The 22,103-nt window shown below is 74.9% G+C and carries 18 protein-coding genes; 7 read left to right on the top strand and 11 right to left on the bottom strand.

Going from position 1 to position 22,103, the window contains the following annotated elements:
• Nucleotides 1-122: 122 nt before the first annotated feature.
• From AB0D44_RS07780 to AB0D44_RS07770, 3 genes are all read right to left on the bottom strand, one after another.
• Nucleotides 123-290, bottom strand: coding sequence for a DUF6126 family protein (locus AB0D44_RS07780; protein WP_362585990.1), 168 nt, complete (start codon nucleotides 288-290; stop codon nucleotides 123-125).
• Between the two features lie 17 nt (nucleotides 291-307).
• Nucleotides 308-931, bottom strand: a complete 624-nt coding sequence (locus AB0D44_RS07775) for a helix-turn-helix domain-containing protein (protein WP_362585987.1) — start codon at nucleotides 929-931, stop codon at nucleotides 308-310.
• Nucleotides 932-994: 63 nt separating this feature from the next.
• On the bottom strand, nucleotides 995-2,539 hold the full coding sequence (locus tag AB0D44_RS07770; protein ID WP_362585984.1) for an ATP-dependent DNA ligase: 1,545 nt from the start codon (nucleotides 2,537-2,539) through the stop codon (nucleotides 995-997).
• Between the two features lie 162 nt (nucleotides 2,540-2,701).
• Here AB0D44_RS07770 and AB0D44_RS07765 point away from each other — a divergent pair, with 162 nt between their 5' ends.
• The gene (locus tag AB0D44_RS07765; protein ID WP_362585981.1) at nucleotides 2,702-5,431 is read left to right on the top strand and encodes an alpha/beta fold hydrolase; all 2,730 of its coding nucleotides are present in this window, start codon (nucleotides 2,702-2,704) and stop codon (nucleotides 5,429-5,431) included.
• A complete protein-coding gene (locus AB0D44_RS07760; RefSeq protein WP_362585978.1) occupies nucleotides 5,428-6,291 on the top strand; it encodes an ABC transporter permease in 864 nt (287 codons plus the stop codon). The genes AB0D44_RS07765 and AB0D44_RS07760 overlap by 4 nt, the downstream gene beginning before the upstream one ends.
• Before the next feature lie 80 nt (nucleotides 6,292-6,371).
• Here the strand turns inward: AB0D44_RS07760 and AB0D44_RS07755 are convergent, their stop codons facing one another.
• The 5 genes from AB0D44_RS07755 to AB0D44_RS07735 form a co-directional block, all read right to left on the bottom strand.
• Nucleotides 6,372-7,328 carry a D-2-hydroxyacid dehydrogenase family protein gene (locus tag AB0D44_RS07755; RefSeq protein WP_362586185.1) on the bottom strand — a complete coding sequence of 319 codons (957 nt, stop codon included), beginning with the start codon at nucleotides 7,326-7,328 and terminating at the stop codon, nucleotides 6,372-6,374.
• 5 nt (nucleotides 7,329-7,333) lie between these two features.
• Nucleotides 7,334-8,284 (bottom strand): aldo/keto reductase, encoded by a 951-nt coding sequence (locus AB0D44_RS07750; protein WP_362585975.1) that lies wholly within the window; start codon nucleotides 8,282-8,284, stop codon nucleotides 7,334-7,336.
• Between the two features lie 215 nt (nucleotides 8,285-8,499).
• Complete coding sequence (galK, locus tag AB0D44_RS07745) at nucleotides 8,500-9,657, bottom strand: galactokinase (protein ID WP_362585972.1); 1,158 nt, start codon at nucleotides 9,655-9,657, stop codon at nucleotides 8,500-8,502.
• Nucleotides 9,654-10,697, bottom strand: a complete 1,044-nt coding sequence (galT, locus tag AB0D44_RS07740; protein WP_362585969.1) for a galactose-1-phosphate uridylyltransferase — start codon at nucleotides 10,695-10,697, stop codon at nucleotides 9,654-9,656. Before galT ends, galK begins: the two co-directional genes overlap by 4 nt.
• 14 nt (nucleotides 10,698-10,711) lie before the next feature.
• Nucleotides 10,712-12,523: a beta-galactosidase family protein gene (locus AB0D44_RS07735; protein ID WP_362585966.1), complete on the bottom strand. Its 1,812-nt coding sequence runs from the start codon at nucleotides 12,521-12,523 to the stop codon at nucleotides 10,712-10,714.
• 166 nt (nucleotides 12,524-12,689) lie between these two features.
• Between AB0D44_RS07735 and AB0D44_RS07730 the strand changes: the two genes are divergently transcribed.
• On the top strand, nucleotides 12,690-13,835 hold the full coding sequence (locus AB0D44_RS07730) for a substrate-binding domain-containing protein (protein ID WP_362585963.1): 1,146 nt from the start codon (nucleotides 12,690-12,692) through the stop codon (nucleotides 13,833-13,835).
• Nucleotides 13,836-14,094: 259 nt separating this feature from the next.
• On the opposite strand, the gene AB0D44_RS07725 is transcribed toward AB0D44_RS07730, so the two are convergent.
• Nucleotides 14,095-14,910, bottom strand: coding sequence for a sugar phosphate isomerase/epimerase family protein (locus tag AB0D44_RS07725; protein ID WP_362585961.1), 816 nt, complete (start codon nucleotides 14,908-14,910; stop codon nucleotides 14,095-14,097).
• The gene (locus AB0D44_RS07720; RefSeq protein WP_362585958.1) at nucleotides 14,907-15,983 is read right to left on the bottom strand and encodes a LacI family DNA-binding transcriptional regulator; all 1,077 of its coding nucleotides are present in this window, start codon (nucleotides 15,981-15,983) and stop codon (nucleotides 14,907-14,909) included. The genes AB0D44_RS07725 and AB0D44_RS07720 overlap by 4 nt, the downstream gene beginning before the upstream one ends.
• A gap of 214 nt (nucleotides 15,984-16,197) precedes the next feature.
• Here AB0D44_RS07720 and AB0D44_RS07715 point away from each other — a divergent pair, with 214 nt between their 5' ends.
• Genes AB0D44_RS07715 through AB0D44_RS07705 form a run of 3 tightly spaced genes read left to right on the top strand, consistent with a single transcriptional unit; the run spans nucleotide 16,198 to nucleotide 19,339 of the window.
• A complete protein-coding gene (locus AB0D44_RS07715) occupies nucleotides 16,198-17,349 on the top strand; it encodes a Gfo/Idh/MocA family oxidoreductase (protein WP_362585955.1) in 1,152 nt (383 codons plus the stop codon).
• Nucleotides 17,346-18,503 (top strand): dihydrodipicolinate synthase family protein, encoded by a 1,158-nt coding sequence (locus AB0D44_RS07710; RefSeq protein WP_362585952.1) that lies wholly within the window; start codon nucleotides 17,346-17,348, stop codon nucleotides 18,501-18,503. The genes AB0D44_RS07715 and AB0D44_RS07710 overlap by 4 nt, the downstream gene beginning before the upstream one ends.
• A complete protein-coding gene (locus AB0D44_RS07705) occupies nucleotides 18,500-19,339 on the top strand; it encodes a sugar phosphate isomerase/epimerase (protein WP_362585949.1) in 840 nt (279 codons plus the stop codon). The genes AB0D44_RS07710 and AB0D44_RS07705 overlap by 4 nt, the downstream gene beginning before the upstream one ends.
• Before the next feature lie 22 nt (nucleotides 19,340-19,361).
• Here the strand turns inward: AB0D44_RS07705 and AB0D44_RS07700 are convergent, their stop codons facing one another.
• Entirely contained in the window at nucleotides 19,362-20,255 is an 894-nt protein-coding gene (locus AB0D44_RS07700; RefSeq protein ID WP_362585946.1) for a hypothetical protein, read from the bottom strand.
• 135 nt (nucleotides 20,256-20,390) lie between these two features.
• On the opposite strand from AB0D44_RS07700, the gene AB0D44_RS07695 reads away from it, so the two are divergent.
• Nucleotides 20,391-22,013: a N,N-dimethylformamidase beta subunit family domain-containing protein gene (locus AB0D44_RS07695; RefSeq protein WP_362585943.1), complete on the top strand. Its 1,623-nt coding sequence runs from the start codon at nucleotides 20,391-20,393 to the stop codon at nucleotides 22,011-22,013.
• Nucleotides 22,014-22,103 lie beyond the last annotated feature (90 nt).

Genomic DNA, 22,103 nt, shown 5'->3' with positions numbered 1-22,103 from the left:
AGGGACACCCGTACGTTCCCCTCCGACAGCACCCCCCTCGCCCGCAGCACGTGACTGGCGGTCAGCGTCGCGCAGTCCTGCGGCCGCGGCCGTGCCGCCGGGGGCCTGCGCTCCCGGCGGCGTCACTGGTTCTCGGCGCCCAGGACGAACAGGAGGTAGACGAAGAAGGCGAAGAGGTGGCCCACGAACAAGTAGGCGACCAGCCGGATCACCAGACCCCGCGGGAACTTGCTCTCGATGCGGGCCCGCACGGAGGTGACGGGCACGACGGGTTCGTCTGCTGGTGACATGGGGTACGGCTCCTCGGCTATCGGTGGTGCGTGGTGGTGGCGCCGCCCAGGCACAGCCCGGCGAGGCTGCTCTGCAGCAGGGTGTGGACGAACAGCAGGTCCGCTCCGCCGGGGTCGGCCCCCGCGATCCGGTGCGGGGTCAGCGAGTCGAAGTGCGCGCTGTCCCCGGGGTCCAGGAGGTACTCGGCCTCCCCCAGGTGCAGGCGCAGCCGGCCGCCGAGGACGTACAGCCACTCCTCGCCGGGATGGACGCGCACCAGCTCGCCCGGGCCGCGGCCCTGCGGGACGTGCACGCGCAGGGCCTGCATCCCCCGCCCGGAGCCGCCCGCCTGCCAGTACGTCCACCCGTCGGCCTCGCGGGCGCCGGGGCCGCCGGCCCGTACGATGGGGTCGGCGACGGCCGGGGTCTCGCCGAGCAGCTCGGAGACGGTCGTTCCGTAGGTCCGGGCGAGTGCGAGCAGCAGCGGCAGCGAGGGCTGGCGCCGGCCGGTCTCCAGGCGGGACAGGTGGGCGGGCGAGAGCCGGGCGCGCGCGGCGGCGGCTTCCAGCGTGAGTCCGGCGCGGCGGCGCAGATCGCGCAGCTGCGGGGCCACGGCCGGCAGCTCGTCGCCGGCTTCCTCGGGGGCGGGACCGCGGTTCATGCCCCGATTGAGCCAGAGACGTGCCTGTCTGGCAATCCGTCTTGCCTCTGAGGCAAATCCGGGTCAGCCCTCACCGGTGGCGCTGCCGGTCGCGAGCACCGTTTCCACCGTGTCGGCCTGCTCCGCGCTCTTGTCCGGGCGGTGTCTGAGCACCCGGGCGAAGCGGAGCGCGACCCCGGCCGGGTAGCGGGAGGAGCGCTGGAGGCCGTCGAAGGCGATCTCCACGACCAGTTCGGGCCGTACCCGCACGGTGAAGCCGTCGTCCGAGGTGGCGAGCGCGCCCAGGGCCTGCGTCTGCCAGCGCAGCATCTCGTCGGTGAGCCCCTTGAAGGTCTTGCCGAGCATGGCGTACGTCCCGTCGGCGGCCCGCGCCCCCAGGTGGAGGTTGGACAGCAGCCCGGTGCGCCGGCCATGGCCCCATTCGGCCGCGAGGACCACCAGGTCCAGGGTGTGCACCGGTTTCACCTTCAGCCAGTTCTTCCCGCGCCGGCCCGCCGCGTAGGCGGAGTCGAGGCTCTTGACCATCACCCCCTCGTGGCCGCGGCGCAGGGTCTCGGCCCAGAACTCCTGCGCCTGCGCGCCCTGCGCCGCCGGGTCCTCGACGGCGAGGCGCCGCACCCGGGCGCTCTCCGGCACCAGGGCGGCGAGGGTCCGGTACCGCTCGCGGGCCGGGAGGTCGAGCAGGACGTCCGCCCCGGCGGCCAGGACGTCGAAGAAGCAGGGGACCACGGCGAGCGCCCGGCGGGCGGCCTCGACGTCCACGCGGGAGCCGACCCGGCTCGCGAGCTCCTGGAAGGGGACCGGGCGGCCGTCCTCGGCCCGGCCGATGACCTCTCCGTCGAGGATGAACCGCTCCCCGGGCAGCGACCTGGCCAGTTCGGCGACTTCCGGCAGCCGGTCGGTGATCTCGTCCAGGGAGCGCGTGAAGACGCGTACCACGTCGCCCTCCCGGTGGACCTGGACCCGGATCCCGTCGAGCTTCTCCTCCACCGCGCAGGGCCCGAGCGCGGCCAGGGCCTCGTCGACCGACTTCGCGGTGCTCGCCAGCATGGGCTGTACGGGCTGCCCGACGCGCAGGGTGAAGCCGCCGAGCGCCGCCGCGCCACCGGCCAGGACGGCCGCCGCGACCCGGGGCAGCGACCCGTCCAGCATCACCGCCCGTCGCAGGTTGGCGGCCGGTACCCCGGCGGCCGCGGCCACGCCCTCCAGGGCCGCCGCGTCGAGCGCGCCCTGGCGGACCTCCCCGGACAGCAGGCTGCGCAGGAAACGCTGCTCGGGCTCGGTGGCCGCGCCGAGCAGGCCTTCGAGGATCCGGCGGCGGCCGGCCTGCGATCCCGCGCCCGCGACGGCGGCCAGCTCGGTCACCGCGGCGTCCACCGCCCCGACGGTCAAGGTGGGCTCCGGCGCGGGCGGTACCTCGTGGCCGAGGGTGCGCCAGCCGATGCCCGGGCGGCCCTGCGGGAGGCGTCCGGCGAGGTACGAGATCACCAGCGCGGCCTCCTCCGGGGCCGCGGCGGCGAACAGTTCCGCGAGCAGGGCGGTCTTCCGGGACCGGGCGGAGGTGTCGGAGACCTCCCGGGACACGCGCGCGACGTCGGCCAGCAGCATGCGGCCATCCTCCCGCCGCGCGGGGCGCCCCGCAGGTCGGGAACCGGCGACCCGGCATACCGCGGGCGCGGTACGCGGGGCGTGCGGCGTACTCCTGGGGAAGGTGGGGACATCCCCCTGGGGACGCTCGGGTGCGGGGCGCCTGGCGTTTAGGGTTCCCGTATGAAGCTCCGACTGCCCAGGCGCCGCCGGGTCCGCCTGCTCGCCGGCGCCGCCGCACTCGCCGTCGTGGCGGGCGCCGGGACGTGGACGGCCGCGAGCGCGGCCGGTGACGCTCCGGCCGTGCACCGCGAGGACCGCATGGTGGACATGCCCGGCGCCGCGATCGACACCTCGTACTTCACCGCGGACGACGGCTCGGGCGCGGGCGCGGGCGCGGGGAGGAAACGTCCCGCCGTGCTCCTCGGCCACGGTTTCGGCGGCAGCAAGGAGGACGTGCGCGCCCACGCCGAGCGGCTGGCCCGCGACGGGTACGCCGTGCTGACCTGGTCGGCGCGCGGCTTCGGCCGCTCCGGCGGCCGGATCGGGCTGAACGACCCCGAGTACGAGGTCAAGGACGTGTCGCGGCTCATCGACTGGCTCGCCACCCGGCCCGAGGTGCGGCTCGACGCGGAGGGCGACCCGCGCGTCGGCGTGGCCGGCGCCTCCTACGGCGGGGCGGTCGCGCTGCTCGCCGCCGGGTACGACCGGCGGGTGGACGCCGTCGCCCCGCAGATCACCTACTGGAACCTGGCCGACTCCCTCTTCCCGAACGGGGTCTTCAAGAAGCTCTGGGCCGGGATCTTCTTCACCACCGGCTCCTCGGGAGGCATGCAGTCCGCGCCGCAGGGCCCGCAGGCACCCGATCCGCTCGCCGCCCCCGGCTGCGGGCGCTTTCAGCCCGAGCTCTGCGCGATGTACGAGCGGGTCGCGGTGTCGGGGAAGCCCGATCCCGAGGCCCGGGCGCTGCTGGAGCAGCGCAGCCCGTCGGCCGTCGGCGCCCGCATCAAGGTGCCGACCCTCATCGTGCAGGGCCAGGACGACTCCCTCTTCCCGCTGGACCAGGCCGATGCCATGGCCAAGGCCATCGCGGCGAACGGCGCGCCCGTGTCCGTGGACTGGGCGGCGGGCGGCCACGACGGCGGCGTGCGCGAGGCCGACCGGACCGCCGCCCGGACGGCTGCCTGGTTCGACCGGTACCTCAAGGACGACGAGGGCGCCGACACCGGACCGGTCTTCCGCGTCTCGCGCTCCGGGGGCATCGACTCGACCGACGGCCAGGTGCAGCTGCGCGGCGCGAGCGGCGAGCGGTACCCCGGGCTGGCGTCGCCACCGGAGGAGTTCGCCCTGAACGGGCGCGAGCAGAGCTTCGCCAATCCGGCGGGCGGCGCTCCTCCCGCGCTGTCCGCCCTGCCGGGGCTCGGCGGGCAGCTCGCGGCGTTCGGAGCCGGGCTCTCGCTGGACTTCCCGGGGCAGAACGCCCGGTTCGAGTCGCAGCCGCTGGCCGAGGAGGTACGGATCACGGGGGCGCCGACCGTCACCCTGAAGGTGAGGTCGACGGCCGCGGACGGTTCGGCCGTGCTGTTCGGCAAGGTGTACGACGTCGGCCCGGACGGCCGCCGGCAGGTGCTGCCGAGTCAGCTGGTGGCCCCGGTCCGGGTGGAGAACGCGCAGCAGGAGGCGACGGTCGAGCTGCGGCTGCCGGCGGTCGACCACCGCGTCGAGGCCGGGCACCGGCTGCGGCTGGTGGTCGCCGCGACCGACCTGGGCTACGCGAGCCCGGCCGCGCCGGCGACCTACACGGTCTCGGTCCAGGGCCCCCTGGCCGTGCCCGTCGCCGCGGGGGTACGGACCGCCTCGGCCGGGCTGCCCGCCTGGACGTGGGGGCTGCCGCTGGGTGCGGCGGTGCTGGCCGCGGCCCTGCTGGGGATCCGCAGGACCGGCCGGGACGGTGCGGGGGCGGGGCTGCGGGGAGCGCAGCCGGACCCGGCGCCGGCCGACGTACCGCTGGAAATCACCGGTCTGACGAAGCGGTACGCGAAGGCGGAGGACCGGTACGCGGTACGGGACCTGTCGTTCCGGGTGGAGAAGGGGCAGGTACTGGGGCTGCTCGGACCCAACGGGGCCGGGAAGACCACCACCCTGAGGATGCTGATGGGGCTGATCTCGCCGGACGCCGGGGAGATCCGGGTGTTCGGGCACGCGGTGCGGGCCGGGGCGCCGGTGCTGTCGCGGGTCGGGGCCTTCGTGGAGGGTGCGGGGTTCCTGCCGCACCTGACGGGCCGCGCGAACCTGGAGTTGTACTGGCAGGCCACGGGCCGCCCGGCCCAGGACGCGCACATGGCCGAGGCTCTGGAGATCGCCGGGCTCGGCGACGCGCTGGAGCGCGCGGTGCGCACGTACTCGCAGGGCATGCGGCAGCGGCTGGCGATCGCCCAGGCCATGCTCGGGATGCCGGACCTGTTGATCCTCGACGAGCCGACGAACGGTCTGGACCCGCCGCAGATCCGGGAGATGCGCGACGTGATGATCCGCTACGCGGCGGGCGGGCGGACGGTCATCGTCTCCAGCCACCTGCTGTCGGAGGTGGAGCAGTCCTGTACGCACCTGGTGGTCATGGACCGCGGCAGGCTGGTGCAGGCGGGAGAGGTCGCGGAGATCACCGGCGGCGGGGACACCCTGCTGGTGTCGCTGGCCGGGCCGGTGGACGCGGTGGCCGTCGAGAAGGTGGCGGCGCTTGAGGGAGTGGGCTCCGTGGTGGCCGCCGACGACGGGCTCCTGGTCCGGCTCGAGGGCGCGACGGCCGCCGGGCTGATCGCCGAACTCGTCCGGCTGGAGGTGCCGGTGAGCGCAGTGGGGCCGCACCGGCGGCTCGAGGACGCTTTCCTGACGCTGATCGGAGGTTCGGCATGAGCGCCGTACAGGAGGTGGCCCCGGGCTACCAGGCCGGCCGTACGCTGCCGCTGCGCGTGGAGGCGCTGCGCCAGTGGCGCAGGCGGCGGACGCTGGTGATGTTCGGGGTGCTGGCCGCGCTGCCGTTCATCATGCTCATCGCGTTCGCGGTGGGCGGCGGACCGGACGGTCCCGGCGGGGGCAACGGCCGGATCACGCTGATCGACACGGCGACGGCCTCGGGCGCGAACTTCGCGGCGACCTGCCTGTTCGTCTCGGCCGGGTTCCTGCTGGTGGTGCCGGTGGCGCTGTTCTGCGGGGACACGGTGGCGTCGGAGGCGAGCTGGTCCTCGCTGCGCTATCTGCTGGCCTCGCCGGTGCCGCGGGCGCGGCTGCTGTGGAGCAAGCTGGTGGTGGCGCTCGGCTTCAGTCTGGCGGCGATGGTGCTGCTGCCGGTGGTGGCGCTGGCGGCGGGCACGGCCGCGTACGGCTGGGGGCCGCTGAGGCTTCCGACGGGCGGGGCACTGGCCACCGGGGACACCGTGCCGCGGCTGGCGCTGGCGGTGGCCTTCGTCTTCGTGTCGCAGCTGGTGACGGCGGGGCTCGCCTTCTGGCTGTCGACGCGGACGGACGCGCCGCTGGGCGCGGTGGGCGGTGCGGTGGGGCTGACGATCGTCGGGAACGTGCTGGACGCGGTCACGGCCCTGGGGTCGTGGCGCGAGTTCCTGCCGGCACACTGGCAGTTCGCGTGGGCGGACGCCTTGCAGCCGCAGCTGGAGTGGGGCGGCATGGTCAAGGGCGCGGCGGTGTCGGTGTCGTACGCGCTGGTGCTGTTCGCCCTCGCCTTCCGGGGGTTCTCCCGCAAGGACATCACGTCCTGAGGGGTCCTGAGGGGTCCTGAGGGGCCTGAGCAGTCCCGAGAGGTCCTGGAGGTCCTGGGCGGGAGAACCCGGCGGGCGGGTCAGGGCAGGACGCGTACGGGTGAGCCGTCGAGGAAGGCCGCGATGTCCTCGACGGCCTGGCCGTAGTACGTGGCGTAGTTGGCCCGCGTGACGTAGCCCAGGTGCGGGGTCGCCAGGAGCCGCGGGGCGGTGCGCAGGGGGTGATCACCGGGCAGCGGTTCGGTGTCGAAGACGTCGAGGGCGGCGCCCGCGATGCGGCCTTCGCGCAGGGCCGCGAGGAGCGCGTCCTGGTCGACGATGGCCGCCCGGGAGGTGTTGACGAGGTAGGCGCTCCGCTTCATCAGGGCCAGCTCGGCGGCGCCGATCAGGCCGCGGGTGCGGTCGCCGAGCGCGAGGTGGACGGAGACGAAGTCGCTGTCCGCCAGCAGCTCTTCCTTGGACGCCGCCAGGGCCGCGCCCGCCTCCTCGGCCCGCTCCTCGGTGAGGTTCTGACTCCAGGCCACGACGTCCATGCCGAAGGCGAGCCCCACCCGGGCGACGCGGCTGCCGATCTTGCCGAGGCCGAGCAGGCCCAGTCGGCGGCCGTGGAGGTCGGCGCCGACCGTGCTCTGCCAGGGGCCGTCCGCGCGCAGGGCGTTGTTCTCCGGGACGATGCCGCGGGCCAGGCCCAGCAGCAGGGCCCAGGTCAGCTCGACGGGCGGGGTGGAGGAGCTGGCGGTGCCGCAGACGGTGACCCCGTTGCGCGTGGCGGCGGCGTAGTCGATCGCCGCATTGCGCATGCCGCTGGCGACGAGCAGGGTGAGCCGCGGCAGCCGGTCGAGCAGGGAGGCCGGGAAGGCCAGGCGCTCGCGCAGGGTGACGACGATGTCGAAGTCGGCCAGGCGCGCCGCGAGCCGGTCCTCGTCGGAGAGGTGGTCGGCATAGGTGACCACCTCCACCCGGTCGGTGACCGGGGACCAGTCGGCGAGCGTGGTCGCGGCCTGCTGGTAGTCGTCGAGGACCGCGCAGCGCAGCATGCCGCTCACGCCGGGACGCCCGGCGCGACGGCGTCGATCGCGGCGAGCAGTTCGCCGTCCAGCGGGCGGTCGGCGACGGCCGCGTTGGCACGGACTTGCTCGGCGGAGGTGGCTCCCGCGATGACGGAGGCGCAGCCGGGCTGCGCGGCGAGCCAGCCGATGGCGAGTTCGAGGACGGTGCGGTCGTGCTTCTCGGCGAGGGCGGCCAGGGCTTCGACCACGTCGAGCCGTTCCTCGGTGAGGTAGGCGTCGCGGCCTTCGAGGCGGGAGCCGGACGGGACGGGCGCGCCCCGGCGGATCTTGCCGGTGAGCAGGCCGTTGGCGAGCGGAAAGTACGGGAGCACGCCGACGCCGTAGTGCCGGGCGGCCGGGACGAGCTCACGCTCTGCCGACCGCTCCAGCAGCGACCACTGGTTCTGCGCGGAGACGAAGGGCACCGAGCCGGTTTCGCGGGCGACGTGGGCGGCTTCGGCGAGCTGCCAGCCGGTGAGGTTGGAGTGGCCGATGTAGCGGACCTTGCCCTCGGTGACCAACTCGGTGAGGGCGGCGAGGGTCTCGGCGATCGGGGTGGCCGGGTCGGGGCTGTGCAGCTGGTAGAGGTCGATGTGGTCCGTGCGCAGGCGGCGCAGGGACTCCTCCACGGCCCGCCGGATGTACGCGCGGCCGCCGCGGGCCCCGGCGGCCGGGCCGTACTTCATGTCCATTCCCGCGTAGCCGAACTTGGAGGCGAGGACGACCTGGTCCCGGCGGCCCTTGAGGGCCTGGCCCAGGTGGTTCTCCGAGCCGCCGAGGCCCCCGTAGATGTCGGCGGTGTCGAGGAGGGTGATCCCCGCGTCCAGTGCGGCGTCGACGACGGCGCGGGTGGCCTGGGCGTCGAGGCGGCCGCCGAAGTTGTTGCAGCCGAGCCCGACTGCGGAGACCTGCAGACCCGAAGTGCCCAGGGGGAGATAGCGCATGCGATTCGTGCCTCCGCACTCGTGCGATGCCTGACCGGCCGTCGGACCAGTCTAGGAGAGGCCGGCGAGCCGCCTGCCGGGGACCCGGGCCCTTGTGTCCTGCGTCCCGCGGGTCGCGGGCCGCGGGGACGGGCCCGCCCGGCCGCCGCACCCGGCGGGCGCCACGGGTTCGGCGGTGCGCGGCGCTGGGGCGGGCGCGGCGGCGGGGGCGGCCGCTAACTCAGGCGGACGGCTCCCGCCGACGGGGCGGCCGCCGTGATGCGGGGTTCCGCGTGGCCCGCCCGCCGGAAGGCGGCCGTCACGGCGCTCGTCACGGCGGGCTCGGCGGCCGCGTCGATCAGGGCGAGGGCCGAGCCGCCGAAACCGCCGCCGGTCATCCGGGACCCGTGGGCGCCTGCCGCGTCGGCCGTGGCCACCGCCAGGTCGAGTTCGGGGCAGGAGACCTCGTAGTCGTCGCGCAGCGAGACATGGCCCTCGGTGAGCAGCGGGCCCGTCTCGCGCAGCCGCCCGGCGCCGAGCAACTCCTCGATCCGCAGGACCCGTTCGTTCTCGGTGACGACGTGCCGGACCCGTTTGCGCGCGACCGGGTCCGGCAGGCGGGCCAGCGTCCGCTCGAGATCCTCGTACCGGAGGTCGCGCAGGGCCGGTACGCCGAGGGCCTCGGCCGCCTGGTGGCAGGAGGCCAGGCGCTGCGCGTAGGCCCCGTCGGCCAGGGCGTGCTTGACCCGGGTGTCGATGACCAGGAGGCGCAGACCCGCGGCCGCGCAGTCGAAGGGGATGTGCCGCTGTTCGAGGCTGCGGGTGTCCAGGTGGAGGGCGTGGCCCTCGGTCGCGCACGCCGAGGCCATCTGGTCCATGACCCCGCAGGGGACGCCGACGTACGCGTTCTCGGCGCGCCGGGCGAGCGCCGCCAGGCGGGGGCGGGTGAGCGGGAGCCCGTGCAGGTCGGCCAGGGCCAGTGCGGTGGCCACTTCCAGGGCGGCGGAGGAGGACAGGCCGGCGCCGGTCGGCACGTCGGACCGTACGTGCACATCGGCCCCCCTGACCGGAAGGCCGGCGTCCAGCATGGCCCAGAACACCCCGGCCGGGTACGCGGCCCAGCTGTCGGCGCCCCGTGGGGGGCGGGCCGGATCCAGCGCGGCGAGGTCGAGGGTCACCACACCGGCCGGGGTGTCGGCGGAGTGGAACCTGAGGATCCCGTCAGTGCGCGCGGCGGCGGCCACCTCGGTGCGCTGCGGGAGCGCGAAGGGCAGCGCGAAGCCGTCGTTGTAGTCGGTGTGTTCGCCGATCAGGTTGACGCGGCCGGGGGCCGCCCAGACCCCCTCGGGCGGGTACCCGTACACCTCCCGGAACTGCCGGGCCGTCCCGGTCACGGGCTCGCCACCTCCCGCAGCCGCGCGGCCGCGTCCTCGGGCCGGACGTCGTTCATGTAGGCCTCCATCCCCGATTCGGTCCCGGCGAGGTACTTCAGCTTGTCCGCGGTGCGGCGGACGGTGAACAGCTCCAGGTGGAGCGCGAAGTCCTCGCGGCCCCCGCCGAGCGGGGCCTGGTGCCAGGCGGAGATGTACGGGGTCGGGTCGGTCCGGCCGAAGAGCCGGTCGAAGCGGCGCAGCAGCTCGAGGTAGATCCCGGGGAACTCGGCGCGGGCCGCGTCGCCCAGTGCGGGCAGGTCGGGGACCCGGTGGTGCGGGTAGAGGTGGACCTCGTACGGCCAGCGCGCCGCGTAGGGCACGAAGGCGGTCCAGTGCTCCCCGGCGAGGACGGTGCGCGAGCCGTCGGCGCGTTCGGCGGCCAGCACCTCCTCGAAGAGGTTGCCGCCGGTGCGGACCCGGTGGGCGGCGACGGTCGCGAGCATCCGGGTGGTGCGCGGGGTGACGAACGGGAAGGCGTAGATCTGGCCGTGCGGATGCGCCAGGGTGACGCCGATCTCGGTGCCCCGGTTCTCGAAGCAGTAGACCTGCCGGACGCCGTCGCGGGCGGAGAGTTCGGCGGTGCGGTCGGTCCAGGCGGCCAGCACCAGGGCGGCGCGCTCCTCGTCGAGCTGGGCGAAGGAGGTCCGGTGGTCGGGGGTGAAGCAGATGACCTCGCAGCGGCCGGTGTCCCCGGCGAGAGAGGGGAAGCGGTTCTCGAAGACGGCCACTTCGTAGTCGGGGGCCGGGATCTCGCTGGCCCGCCCTTCGGTGGACGGGCACAGCGGGCAGGCGTCGGCCGGCGGGTGGTAGGTGCGGCCCTGGCGGTGGGAGGCGATGACGACGCTGTCGCCGAGCAGTGGGTCGCGCCGTACCTCGGAGGTGGTCGCGGCGGCCGAGGCGTCGAGCGGGCGGGTGTCGGGGAAGGCGCGGGCCGCGCCGTCGCCGGTGTCGTAATAGAGGATTTCGCGGCCGTCGGCCAGGCGGGTGCTGGTGCGCTTCACGTGGAGATCCTCTCTCACTGGAGGGTGACGACGGTGCGGCGGCCGAGGTCGGGCTGGTCGCGCAGGGGCAGTTCGGTGCCGGGGCGCTCCAGTTCCAGGACGACGATCTCGTTGTCGCCCGTGGTCCACAGGGGGCCCGGGGCGTAGAGCGTGCGCTGCGGGCCGCGCGGTGTGTCGTGGTGGCCGAGGAGGAAGCCGTTGAGCCAGACCAGGCCGGTCCCCCAGCCGGACATGTCCACGAAGGCGTCGGCCGGCCCGCCGGGGAGGTGGTGGGTGAAGCGGTGGAAGACGGGCCTGCCCGCTTCGGGGACGGTGGCTCCGGGGCTGCCGGGGGCTTCGGGGGCGAAGTGGAGTCCGGTGAGGTCCGTGAGCGGCAGCGGGCGGATCTCCCACTCGAACAGCTGCTGGTGGCCGTGGCGCACGCCGCGCCAGATGCCCTTGCGGTCGTCGAGGAGCGGACCGTAGTTGACCCGCCCCTGGGCCCTGACCAGGACGTCGAGGACCACCCCGGCCTCCCCGACGGGCAGGTCCAGTCCTTCGTCGGGAGCGTTGCGGTCGAGTACGCCCAGGGGCGCTCCGTCGGCGAAGACGTACGCGCGGTCGCCGAGCCCGTCGATCTTCACCGGCATGGCGGGACGCGGGCCGGTGATCGTCGTCCGGTAGTGGATCAGCCCGTGGCTCTGGCCGAGGCGTTCCATGGACTGGGGAGCCGGTCGCAGCAGCGGCGGGCCGGCGAGCACGTCGAGGGCGGTCAGCAGCGGCGCCGTGCCCGCGGGGGTGGCGAGGGCGGGGGTGATCCGCGGCGGCGGCTCGGGCAGGGGGGCGTCGGGCAGCGGTACGTACCTGCCGATGACCTCGCGGAACGCATGGAACTTCGGGGTGAGTTCGCCGGCTTCGCCGATGGGCGCGTCGTAGTCGTAGCTGGTGACGGTGGGCTGGTAGCCGGCCTCCCCCGGGCGCGAGCCGGTGTGGTTGGCGCCGGCCCAGAAGCCGAAGTTGGTGCCGCCGTGGGCCATGTAGAGGTTGACGGAGGCGCCGGTGGCGAGGAGTTCGTCGAGCGATGCGGCGGCGTCCTCGACGGCGCGGACGTGGTGGTCCTCGCCCCAGTGGTCGAACCAGCCGATCCAGAACTCCATCGCGGCGAGCGGACCGGTCCGCTGGTAGCGGCGCAAGGCGTCGAGCCGCTCGGCGGGCCGCGCGCCGAAGGTGGCGGTGGCGAGCCGGCCGGGGAGCATGCCTCCCTGGAGCATGGCGTCCTCGGGGCCGTCGGCGGTGAACAGCAGGCAGTCCACGCCGCGTTCGACCAGGGCCTGCTCCACGTGGGCGCGGTAGCGGCGGTCGTTGCCGTACGAGCCGTACTCGTTCTCGATCTGTACGGCGACGACCGGGCCGCCGCGGCTCGCGAGGAGGGGCAGCAGCTCGGGGACGACCAGGTCGAACCAGCCGTCCACCTCGGCCTCGAACCGGGGGTCGGAGCAGCGCAAGTGGAGGCCGTCGACCGCGAGGAGGCGGGCGGGCAGACCGCCGAAGTCCCACTCGGCGCAGATGTAGGGGCCGGGGCGGACGATGGCGTCGAGGCCGAGGTCCTGGGCCGTGCGCAGGAAGCGTCCGAGGTCGCGCCAGCCGGTGAAGTCGGCCTTGCCGGGGGCGGTCTCGTGGAAGTTCCAGGGGACGTACGTGTCCACGGTGTTCGCGCCCATCGCCCGCAGCCGCTCCAGCCGGTCCTCCCACAAGTCCGGATGGACCCGGAAGTAGTGCAGGGCCCCCGAGACGATGCGGTGGGGGCGCTCTGCGCGCCGGAATCCGTCCTGGTCGTGCGTGAGCATGCGCTGACTCCCGGGAGAGGGTCGTGATGCCGTGAGTGCGGGACGCCGCCGAATATATGAACGTTCCGACCATGCCGTCAATGACGAATTGATCGGGTTCGATCGAATCGATCGGTTCGATTGCCTATGATGGCGCCGACGGAACGGCAGAGCGCAGGGGGACCCCTTGAGACCACACGTAGACCAGCGTCAGGCACAGGTGCTCGAGCTCGTCCGGGCGCGGGGCAGCGTGCGCGTCGCGGAGCTGGCCCGGGAGCTGGGCGTCTCCCCCGTCACCCTGCGGCGGGACATCGAGGCGATGGCGGGGCGGGGCGAGATCCAGCGGATGCACGGGGTGATCAGCCGGGTGGAGCCGGGAGCCGCACCGGCGGGCGCCGCGCCCGCGGGCGCGGGGGAAGCCGGGTCGTCCGCCTCGGCCTCGGCGGGGGACGGGGCACCGGCGGGGGGCGGCGAGGGGCTCGTGATCGGAATGGTGGTACCCACGACCGAGTACTACTACGCGGACGTCGTGCGCGGGGCCCGCGCGACGGTGGAGGCCCGCGGCGCGCGGCTGACGGTGGGGCTGACCCGGTACCTGCCGGGCGAGGACCGGACCCAGGCGGACCGGCTGCTGTCCACGGGAGCGCACGGGCTGCTGCTGACCCCGAACTGGGAGGCCGGGTCACCGGCGCCCGGGGAGGGCGCCTGGACGGCGGAACTGCCCGTCCCGACCGTCCTGGTGGAGCGGTGGGCGCCGCCCGGGCATCCGGCGGCGGCGCTGGACCGGGTGGCCTCCGACCACGCGCACGGCGCGGCCCGGGCGGTGCAGCACCTGGTGGAACTGGGGCACCGGCGGATCGCGCTGGCCAGCCGGACCACGCCGACCACGGCGCGGCTGCGGGCCGGATACGAGGCCGCCGTGGCCGCGCTCGGGCTGGAACCGGCGCCGCCGTGGCCGCCGGCCGGGCCGGGCCCGCTCTCGGACGCGGACGCCTTCGCCCGGACCCTGGACTACCTGTGCGACGCGGTGACGGCGGGCGGGGTGACCGCGGCGCTGATCCACAGCGACACGGATGCGATCATGCTGATCCCGCGGCTCCAGGCACGGGGGGTGCGGGTGCCCGAGGACCTGGCAGTGATCACGTACGACGACGAGGTCGCCGGGATGGCCGACGTACCGCTGTCGGCGGTGGCTCCGGCCAAGCGCGAGGTCGGCGCCCGCGCGGCGGCGCTGCTCCTGGACCGGCTGCTGGCCCGGGCCTCGGGCGAGAAACCGCTGGACGGTCCGCGGCAGCACCTGGAGCTGCTGCCGCGGCTGACCATCCGCACGTAAGGGCTCCCCGCCCCGCCGGCCGGGGTGCTCCGCCCTGCCGGTCCCGGTGCTTCGCTGCACCGGCCCGGTGCTCCGCCCCGCCGGTCCCGGCGCTCCGCCACGCCGGCCCCGGTGCTTCGCTGCACCGCGCCCTACCGGGCCGTCTTTCGCGCCCTGGCTTGAACAGCCCTTTGACGTGCGTGCGGGCAGCGCGCCGTGGGGCGCGGCGCAGGCCGCGGACCGGTCGCTGGGCGCCCTGCTCGGCCACACACGAGCCCGGCTACCGCGGCTCCCGGGGGCCGGCGTCCGCCACCAGATGCGCGAGGTGTTCCCTCCCCCGGGCGAGCTGACCGGGCAGCGCGGCCGCCTCGGGGTACCAGCGTTTCTCGTACTCCCAGCAGAGCCAGCCGTCGACCGGCGCGGCGGCCACCGCCTGGGCCACCGCTCGGGCCAGCGGCAGTACTCCGGCGCCGAGCCCGAGGGGGGTGAGGTCCTCGGCCGAGGCGACGTCCTTCACCTGGAGGTAGCCCAGGTGCGCGGCGAGGACCCGCCGCGACCGCTCCGGGGGCTCGCCCCCGAGCCAGGTGTGCAGTACGTCCCACAGCGCGCCCGCGCCCGGATGCGCCACCCGGTCCAGGACCCGGGCCGCGGCGGCTCCGGTGCGGTGGGAGTCATGGGTCTCCAGCAGGATCCGCACCCCGTGCCGCTCGGCGAAGGGCGCGGCGGCGCGCAGTCTGCGCACGGCGTGGGCGTCGGCGGCCGTCCCGGTCAGGTCACCGCCGCCCGGGAAGACCCGTACGTAGGGGGCTTCCAGGTCGGCTGCGAGCCGGACCAGCGCGCGCAGTTCGGCGAGGACCGGCGCGTCGGGGCCGGCCGCGGCCACCCGGGCGTAGCCCGCGACCCCCAGGGCGGCGACCCCCGCGGCGGTGAGCGTGCGCCGGGCGGCGGTGCGGTCGGCGGGAGGGCTGTCGGGGTGCAGGGGTTCGTCAGGGTGGGCGCGCAGTTCCAGGCCGTCGAAGCCGTGGTCGGCCGCGAGGGCGGCGCTGCGGTGGAGGGGGCTTCCGGGCAGGCCGAGCGTGGAGAAGGCGTACTTCACGCGCGGCTCCCTTCGGGCGGAGCGGGTCCGGTGGAGGCGCGCACCATCAACTCGGTGGGCAGGGTGGTGATCCCGCCCGGGGGCAGCGGCCGGCGGCCGGTGACCAGGTGGGCGGCGAGGGTGCCCGCCTCGCGCAAGGGCACCCGGACGGTGGTGAGGGGCGGGGCGGTGTCGGCGCAGAACGGGAGGTCGTCGAAACCGGCGACGGACACGTCCTCGGGGATCCGCAGTCCGGCCTCGCGCAGGGCGGCGACGACTCCGGTGGCGACGGTGTCGTTGGCCGCGGCGACCGCGGTGAAGGGTGCCCCGCGGCGCAGCAGTTCGCGGGTGGCGTCGTAGCCGGCGGAGCGTGCGAAAGCGGCGTGCACGGTCAGTTCGGCGCAGGCTTCCGGGAGGCGGGGGTCGTGCCGCTGCAGGGCGGCGCGGTGCCCGGCGAGCCGCTCGCGGGTGGTGCTCAGGCCGGGCGGGCCGGCGACGCAGGCGATGCGGCGGTGGCCGAGGGCCAGCAGGTGCTCGGCGAGGCGGAAGGCGCCCCCGTGGTCGTCGAACGTCACGGTGGCGACCGGCAGTTCGGCGGGCAGGGGCAGCGGGGACCGCCCGCACAGGACCACGGGTGCACCGGAGGCGGCCATGCGGGCGACGCGGGCGGCGAGCGACGCGGTGTGCCCGGGGTCGTCGGGGGCGCCGCCGGTCAGGACGATTCCGCCGGCCCGCTGGCCCTCCAGCAGGGCGAGGTAGGCGAGTTCGGCCGCCGGGTCCCCTTCGGTGTTGCAGACGACCGCGAGGCGGCGGGCGTCTCCCCGGCCGGTGGGGGCGAGGGCGCTCTGCAGGGATCCGGCGAGGATGCCGAAGAAGCTGTCCGCCACGTCGTGGACGAGGACTCCGACGAGGTCGGAGGTGGCGGCCGCGAGCGCGCGGGCGGGCCCGTTGGCGATGTAGCCGAGCTCTTCGACGGCCTGCTCCACGCGGGTGCGGGTGCCGCCGGCCACCGGGTATCCGCCGTTGAGCACGCGCGAGACCGTCGCCGGCGACACCCCTGCGCGCGCCGCGACCTCGGCCAGGGTCACCGCCATGCCGCACCACCTCCCTTCCCACTGTTCCCGGGCTGTTCCCGGGCTTTCCCGGGTCATCGTCTCATTCGGTGCGTCGATCTCCATAGTCCCGATTGGGCAAGCGCTTTCTATCACTCGTTCGTGTCTTGCTCTGGCGATGTCGGCGGCTCTAGCCTGATCCGAGTGAAAGCGCTTTCTATGCTTTCTTTCGCTCTTCACGGACGGGGAGGACACCGTGGACCGCAGGACCATCAAGATCGCCATGAACGGCGTGACGGGGCGCATGGGGTACCGCCAGCACCTGGTCAGGTCGCTGCTCGCCCTGCGTGAGCAGGGCGGACTTCCGCTGGGAGACGGCACCGTGCTGTGGCCGGAGCCGGTGCTGGTCGGGCGCCGGGAGCCGGCCCTTCGGGAGATCGCCGAGCGGCACGGCCTGGAGCACGTGGCCACCGAACTGGGGGCGGTGCTGGCCGATCCCGAGGTGGAGATCTACTTCGACGCCCAGGTCACCAGCGCCCGCGAGGCTGCGGTCCGGCAGGCCATAGCGGCCGGCAAGCACGTCTACTGCGAGAAGCCGACCGCCCTGACCTTCGAGTCCTCGCTCGAGCTGGCGCGGCTGGCCGCGGCGGCCGGGATCAAGCACGGCGTGGTGCAGGACAAGCTGTTCCTGTCCGGGCTGCTGAAGCTGCGGCGGCTGATCGAGGGCGGCTTCTTCGGCGAGATCCTCTCCGTGCGCGGGGAGTTCGGGTACTGGGTCTTCGAGGGTGACTGGCAGCCCGCCCAGCGGCCCTCGTGGAACTACCGCGCGCAGGACGGCGGGGGCATCGTCGCCGACATGTTCCCGCACTGGGAGTACCTGCTGCACGAGCTGTTCGGCAAGGTCCGCTCGGTGCAGGCCCTCACCCGGACGCACATAGGACGCAGATGGGACGAGGACGGCAAACCGTTCGAGGCCACGGCCGACGACGCGGCGTACGGGATCTTCGAGCTGGAGGGCGGCGCGGTCGCCCAGATCAACTCCTCGTGGGCGGTGCGCGTGCACCGCGACGAGCTGGTGGAGTTCCAGGTGGACGGTACGCACGGGTCGGCCGTCGCCGGGCTGCGCAGCTGCCGCGTCCAGCACCGCGGGGTGACGCCGAAGCCCGTGTGGAACCCGGATCTGCCGCAGACCGAGCCGTTCCGGTCCCAGTGGCAGGAGGTGCCGGACAACGCCCCCGCCGACAACGGCTTCAAGGCCCAGTGGGAGCTCTTCCTGCGGCATGTCGTCCTCGACGAACCCTGGAGGTGGGACCTGCTGGCCGGGGCGCGCGGAGTGCAGCTCGCCGAACTCGGCCTGCGCTCTTCGGCGCAGGGCCGTCGGCTGCCGGTGCCGGAGGTGGTCCTGTGAGCATCCGGCTCCCCTCGGCGGACGGCGGGTACCGCCTGCACCGGCCGAACACCGATCCCTGCGCACTGCTCCGCTGCGGCCCGCCCCGCAGCCGGCGGTTCTATGCGGCCGCGCACGTGGTCGCCGATCCGCGGGCCGCGCCGGGCGCGCCGGGGCCGGGGGTGGACTGGGGGGCGACCCTGGCCTTCCGGCACCGGTTGTGGGCCCAGGGTCTCGGGGTCGCCGAGGCCATGGACACGGCGCAGCGCGGAATGGGCCTGGACTGGCCGACGGCAGCGGAGCTGATCCGGCGCTCGGCGGCGGAGGCCCGGGGCGTCGGAGGCCGGATCGTCTGCGGGGCGGGCACCGACCAACTCGCCCCGGACCGGGCACATTCACTGGCGGCGATCACCGCGGCGTACGAGGAACAGCTCGCGCACGTCGAAGCGTGCGGGGCGGGCGCCGTCCTGATGGCCTCGCGCGCGCTGGCCGCTGCGGCTCACGGCCCCGAGGACTACCTGGAGGTGTACGGGGGCCTGCTCCGGCAGAGCGCGCGGCCTGTCGTACTGCACTGGCTGGGGCCGATGTTCGACCCGGCCCTGGCCGGCTACTGGGGCCATCACGGCCTCGAAGAGGCGACGGAGGTCTTCCTGAAGATCATCGCCGACCGGCCGGAGAAGGTGGACGGGATCAAGGTCTCGCTGCTGGACGCGGAGCGGGAGGTGGACATCCGCCGCCGGCTGCCGGCCGGCGTGCGCTGCTACACCGGAGACGACTACCACTATCCGGAACTGATAGCGGGGGACGGGGAGCTGGCCAGCGACGCGCTGCTGGGCGTCTTCGACCCGATCGCCCCGATAGCGGCGCGGGCGGCCCTGGCCCTGGACCGGGACGATGCCGCGGGCTTCCGGGAGCTGCTGGATCCGACGGTCCCGCTGGCGCGGCATCTCTTCGCCCCTCCGACCCGCTTCTACAAGACCGGGGTGGTCCTGCTGGCCTGGCTGGCCGGGTACCAGAAGCGGTTCACGATGGTCGGCGGGCTGGAGTCGGCGCGTCCCCTGGCCCATCTGGCGACCGCCTACGAACTGGCGGACGGGCTGGGGCTGTTCCCGGATCCCGAGCGTGCCGAGGACCGGATGCGCGGACTGCTCGCGCTGCACGGGGTGGCGTCGTGAGGCCGCCGCCGGCGCCGCCGCGGCTCAGCGTCAACCAGGAGACGATCCGCCAGTGGTCGCTGCCCGAGCTGGTGGAGGGGTGCACGGCCGCGGGGGTGGGGGCGGTCGGGCTGTGGCGCGATCCGGTCCGGACGTTCGGGGTGCGCGAGACGGCGAGACTGGTCGCCGGTGCGGGGCTGGGCGTCAGCTCGTTGTGCCGGGGCGGGTTCTTCACGGCCGCCGACCCGGGCGGGCGGGCGGCCGCGCTCGACGACAACCGCCGGGCCGTGGAGGAGGCGGCCGAACTGGGCGCGGACACACTGGTCCTGGTCTCGGGCGGGCTGCCGCCGGGCGACCGCGATCTGGTGGGGGCGCGCGGGCGGATCGCTGGGATACTCGGCGAGCTGGCGCCGTGGGCCGCCTCGCACGGGATACGGCTGGGGATCGAGCCGCTGCATCCGATGTTCGCCTCGGACCGCTGCGTGGTGTCCACCCTCGGCCAGGCGCTGGACCTGGCCGAGCAGTTCCCCGCGGAGGAGGTGGGAGTGGTGGCCGACTCCTACCACCTGTGGTGGGACGAGCGCCTGCCCGCCGAGCTGCTGCGGGCGGGCCGGGGCGGGCGCATCGCGTCCGTCCAGGTGGCCGACTGGGTGACACCGCTCCCCGAAGGCGTGCTGCTCGGGCGCGGCCAGCTCGGCGACGGCTCCATCGATCTGCGGGGCTTTCGCGAGCTGGCCGACGCGGCCGGCTACGGGGGCGCGGTGGAGGTGGAGATCTTCAGCCCGGGCCTGTGGGCCCGCGACGGCGCGGAGGTCCTGAGGGAGGTGGTCGACCGCTACCGCCGGCACGTCGGCTGAAGGATGCGGCGGCCGGGACGGGTCAGCTGGCGTAGTCGTACTTCATCCCGATGCCCAGGGTGCCCTGGGCCGGGAGGAGCCCGGCTCCGACGATGTCGAGGACCGGCGGGAGGAGCAGCTCGGCGAGCCGGGCCGTCTCCTGGGGGCTCAGCGCGTCCCACGGGGCGGCGGCGAGCTGGTCGGTGAGCTTCTCCACTGCGGTGCGCAGGGCCAGGCCCGCCGGGGTGGCCGTGCCGTCCTCGGCCAGCAGGCCCTGTGCGGCGAGGCGGGCGCGGGCCGCGTTCCACTCGTCCGCCGTCCACTCGCGGTTCTGGAAGGCTTCGGCCGGGGCGGCTCCGGCGCCGGAGTGCAGCACCAGGGACTCGACCGGGTCGAGGTGGTGGGCCTGGAGGGCGACGAGGTGCCCGTCGCCCCGGTGTTCGCGCAGGATGGTGGCGGCCTGCCACAGCACGGCGTGCGGCTCCTCGGGCCAGGGCAGGGCCGCGTTGGCCGCGGCCAGCGGGCGTCCCGCGGTGCCGGCGGCCTGCGCGGCACGGCGTACCAGGTGCGCCGCTTCGGCCAGCTCGGGGGAGGCCGTGCGCTCGCCCAGCAGGGCCTGCAGGGCGCGCCTGGCAGCGGTGGCGCGGGCCGCCAGGACCCGGTCCGCGGGGGCGGTGCGCCAGGACCGGTCGACGTAGCGCCGCACCATGCGCGGGCTGAAGGAGTAGAAGAGGGCGCTCACGAGATCCGCTCCGGCCGGGCCGAGCGGGGCCGCCCGGAAGGCGAAGTACATCGGCCACCGCTCGTCCGGGGCGTAGCCGAGGGCCGCGGCCTCCTCGTAGCACTCGGGTGCGAAGTAGACGATCGCATGGACGGGCTCCAGCAGCTGCCACAGCTGCCGGACCGCGCCGAGGTCGTGGACACCGCTGTACGTCATATCGCCTTCCCCCTGGGGCGGTTGGTACGGACAGGACAGGCGGCTCAGCCTAGGCGCTGCGGGCGCTGCGGGCACGGGCAGGGCGGTGGGAGGGCGGTGGGAGGAGGGTTCGAACGGTGACATAACGTGCCCTCCATGGATCAGGAGCACATAGCCGGGGACGGCGAAGGCGCAGGCAGGCGGCGGTTCCTCGCGCTCGCGACGGGGGCGGCCACGGTGGCCGGGCTCGGGGCGGCGGCCGGCTGCGCGGGCGGCGACGGCGGCGGCGCGGGCGGACAGGAGGGGGACCCGGCGGCCGGCGGGGCACCGGCGGCGGGCGCAGCGCCGTCGCCTGGGGGCGCGGCCTTCGACGTCCGGGCCGAGAACGCCCGTCCGGGCCACGCCGACTGGCCCGTGACCAAGGCCGGCCCGGCCCGTGCCATCGAGGGCTTCGCGGACCGGGTCAGCGTCCTGCCCGGGGAGTCCTTCGGGCTGCACGTGTCCACCACTGCGCCCCGCTTCGCCGTGTCCGCCTACCGGATGGGCTGGTACGGCGGAGCCCGTGCCCGCCTGGTATGGCGCTCCGAGGCACTGCCCGGCGTGCGGCAGCCCGAGCACCCGGTGGACTCCGGGACCCGGATGGTCCGCACCCGGTGGGCCCGGACGGCGACGGTCGACACCAAGGACTGGCCCGAGGGCTGCTACCTGCTGCGGCTCGACGCCGTGGGCGGGGAGGGCCAGCGGTTCGTGCCCGTCACCGTCCGCTCGGCGGCGACGGCGGGCCGTACGGTCGTGGTCAACGCGGTGGCGACCTGGCAGGCCTACAACCGGTGGGGCGGCTACGGCAGCTACGACGGCCCGGGCGGCAGCTACGCGACGCGCTCCCTCGCGGTGAGCTTCGACCGGCCCTACGAGTACGACGACGGCGCGGGCCTGTTCCTGGTCTACGAAGCCCCGCTGATCGCGCTCGCCGAACGGCTCGGCATACCCCTGGCGTACGCGACGACCACCGATGTGGCCCGGGAGAAGCGGCTGCTCGAAGGGGCCTCGGCGGTGCTCTCGCTCGGGCACGACGAGTACTGGTCGCCCGAGCAGCGGGCCCACGTCACGGCCGCCCGCGACGCGGGCACCAACATCGCGGTGCTGGGCGCGAACTGCTGCTTCCGCCGGATCCGGCTCGAGGCCTCCGACCTGGGCCCGGACCGCACGCTGGTCTGCTACAAGTCGTCCTACGCGCAGGATCCCGGCTTCAAGCGCGGGCACCCGGCCACCGTGGACTTCCGCTCGGCGCCCGGTGCGGATCCGGAGAGCTCGCTGCTGGGCGTGATCTACGACGGCTACCCGGTGGACGCCCCGTACGTGGTGACCCACCCCGGCCACTGGCTGTTCGAGGGCACCGGCGTCAAGGCCGGCGACCGCTTCGAGCACCTGGTGGGCGTGGAGTACGACAAGGTCGACACCGGCTTCCCGACGCCCCGCCCGATCGAGATCCTGGCCCACTCCCCCGTGGTGTGCGAGGGCCGGCCCAGCCATCAGGACACGGCGTACTACACAGCGGCGAGCGGGGCGGGGGTGTTCGCGACCGGCACGATGCGCTGGGTGGAGGCACTGGACGCGTCGGGCGACGGCAGCAGCGGCGCGAACCACGGCCTGGACGCGCGGTCCGGGGCGCTGACCACCCGCGTGACGGAGAACCTGCTCCGGGTGTTCGCGGCGGGGCCTGCGGGCCGTACGCACCCCGCGCAGGACAACCTCGCGGCGGTGTACGGGAGATCGTGAGGGAGCGGCCGTCGGCGGCAATCCGGTGGACTTCGCCCGGAACGGCTGCTTAGGATCGTGATCGCGGCATCGCGTGCCGGTCACCGGCCG

Source organism: Streptomyces sp. NPDC048349 (assembly GCF_040651925.1).
Lineage (GTDB): Bacteria > Actinomycetota > Actinomycetes > Streptomycetales > Streptomycetaceae > Streptomyces.
The sequence above is the reverse complement of the archived record's forward strand: the minus strand, read 5'-3'. Positions and strand labels throughout refer to the sequence as shown.

Coding starts and splice junctions, on each gene's coding strand:
- AB0D44_RS07780 (WP_362585990.1), bottom strand. CDS start 290: ATGTCACCAGCAGACGAACCCGTCGTGCCCGTCACCTCCGTGCGGGCC.
- AB0D44_RS07775 (WP_362585987.1), bottom strand. CDS start 931: ATGAACCGCGGTCCCGCCCCCGAGGAAGCCGGCGACGAGCTGCCGGCC.
- AB0D44_RS07770 (WP_362585984.1), bottom strand. CDS start 2,539: ATGCTGCTGGCCGACGTCGCGCGCGTGTCCCGGGAGGTCTCCGACACC.
- AB0D44_RS07765 (WP_362585981.1), top strand. CDS start 2,702: ATGAAGCTCCGACTGCCCAGGCGCCGCCGGGTCCGCCTGCTCGCCGGC.
- AB0D44_RS07760 (WP_362585978.1), top strand. CDS start 5,428: ATGAGCGCCGTACAGGAGGTGGCCCCGGGCTACCAGGCCGGCCGTACG.
- AB0D44_RS07755 (WP_362586185.1), bottom strand. CDS start 7,328: ATGCTGCGCTGCGCGGTCCTCGACGACTACCAGCAGGCCGCGACCACG.
- AB0D44_RS07750 (WP_362585975.1), bottom strand. CDS start 8,284: ATGCGCTATCTCCCCCTGGGCACTTCGGGTCTGCAGGTCTCCGCAGTC.
- AB0D44_RS07735 (WP_362585966.1), bottom strand. CDS start 12,523: ATGCTCACGCACGACCAGGACGGATTCCGGCGCGCAGAGCGCCCCCAC.
- AB0D44_RS07720 (WP_362585958.1), bottom strand. CDS start 15,983: ATGGCGGTGACCCTGGCCGAGGTCGCGGCGCGCGCAGGGGTGTCGCCG.
- AB0D44_RS07700 (WP_362585946.1), bottom strand. CDS start 20,255: ATGACGTACAGCGGTGTCCACGACCTCGGCGCGGTCCGGCAGCTGTGG.
- AB0D44_RS07695 (WP_362585943.1), top strand. CDS start 20,391: ATGGATCAGGAGCACATAGCCGGGGACGGCGAAGGCGCAGGCAGGCGG.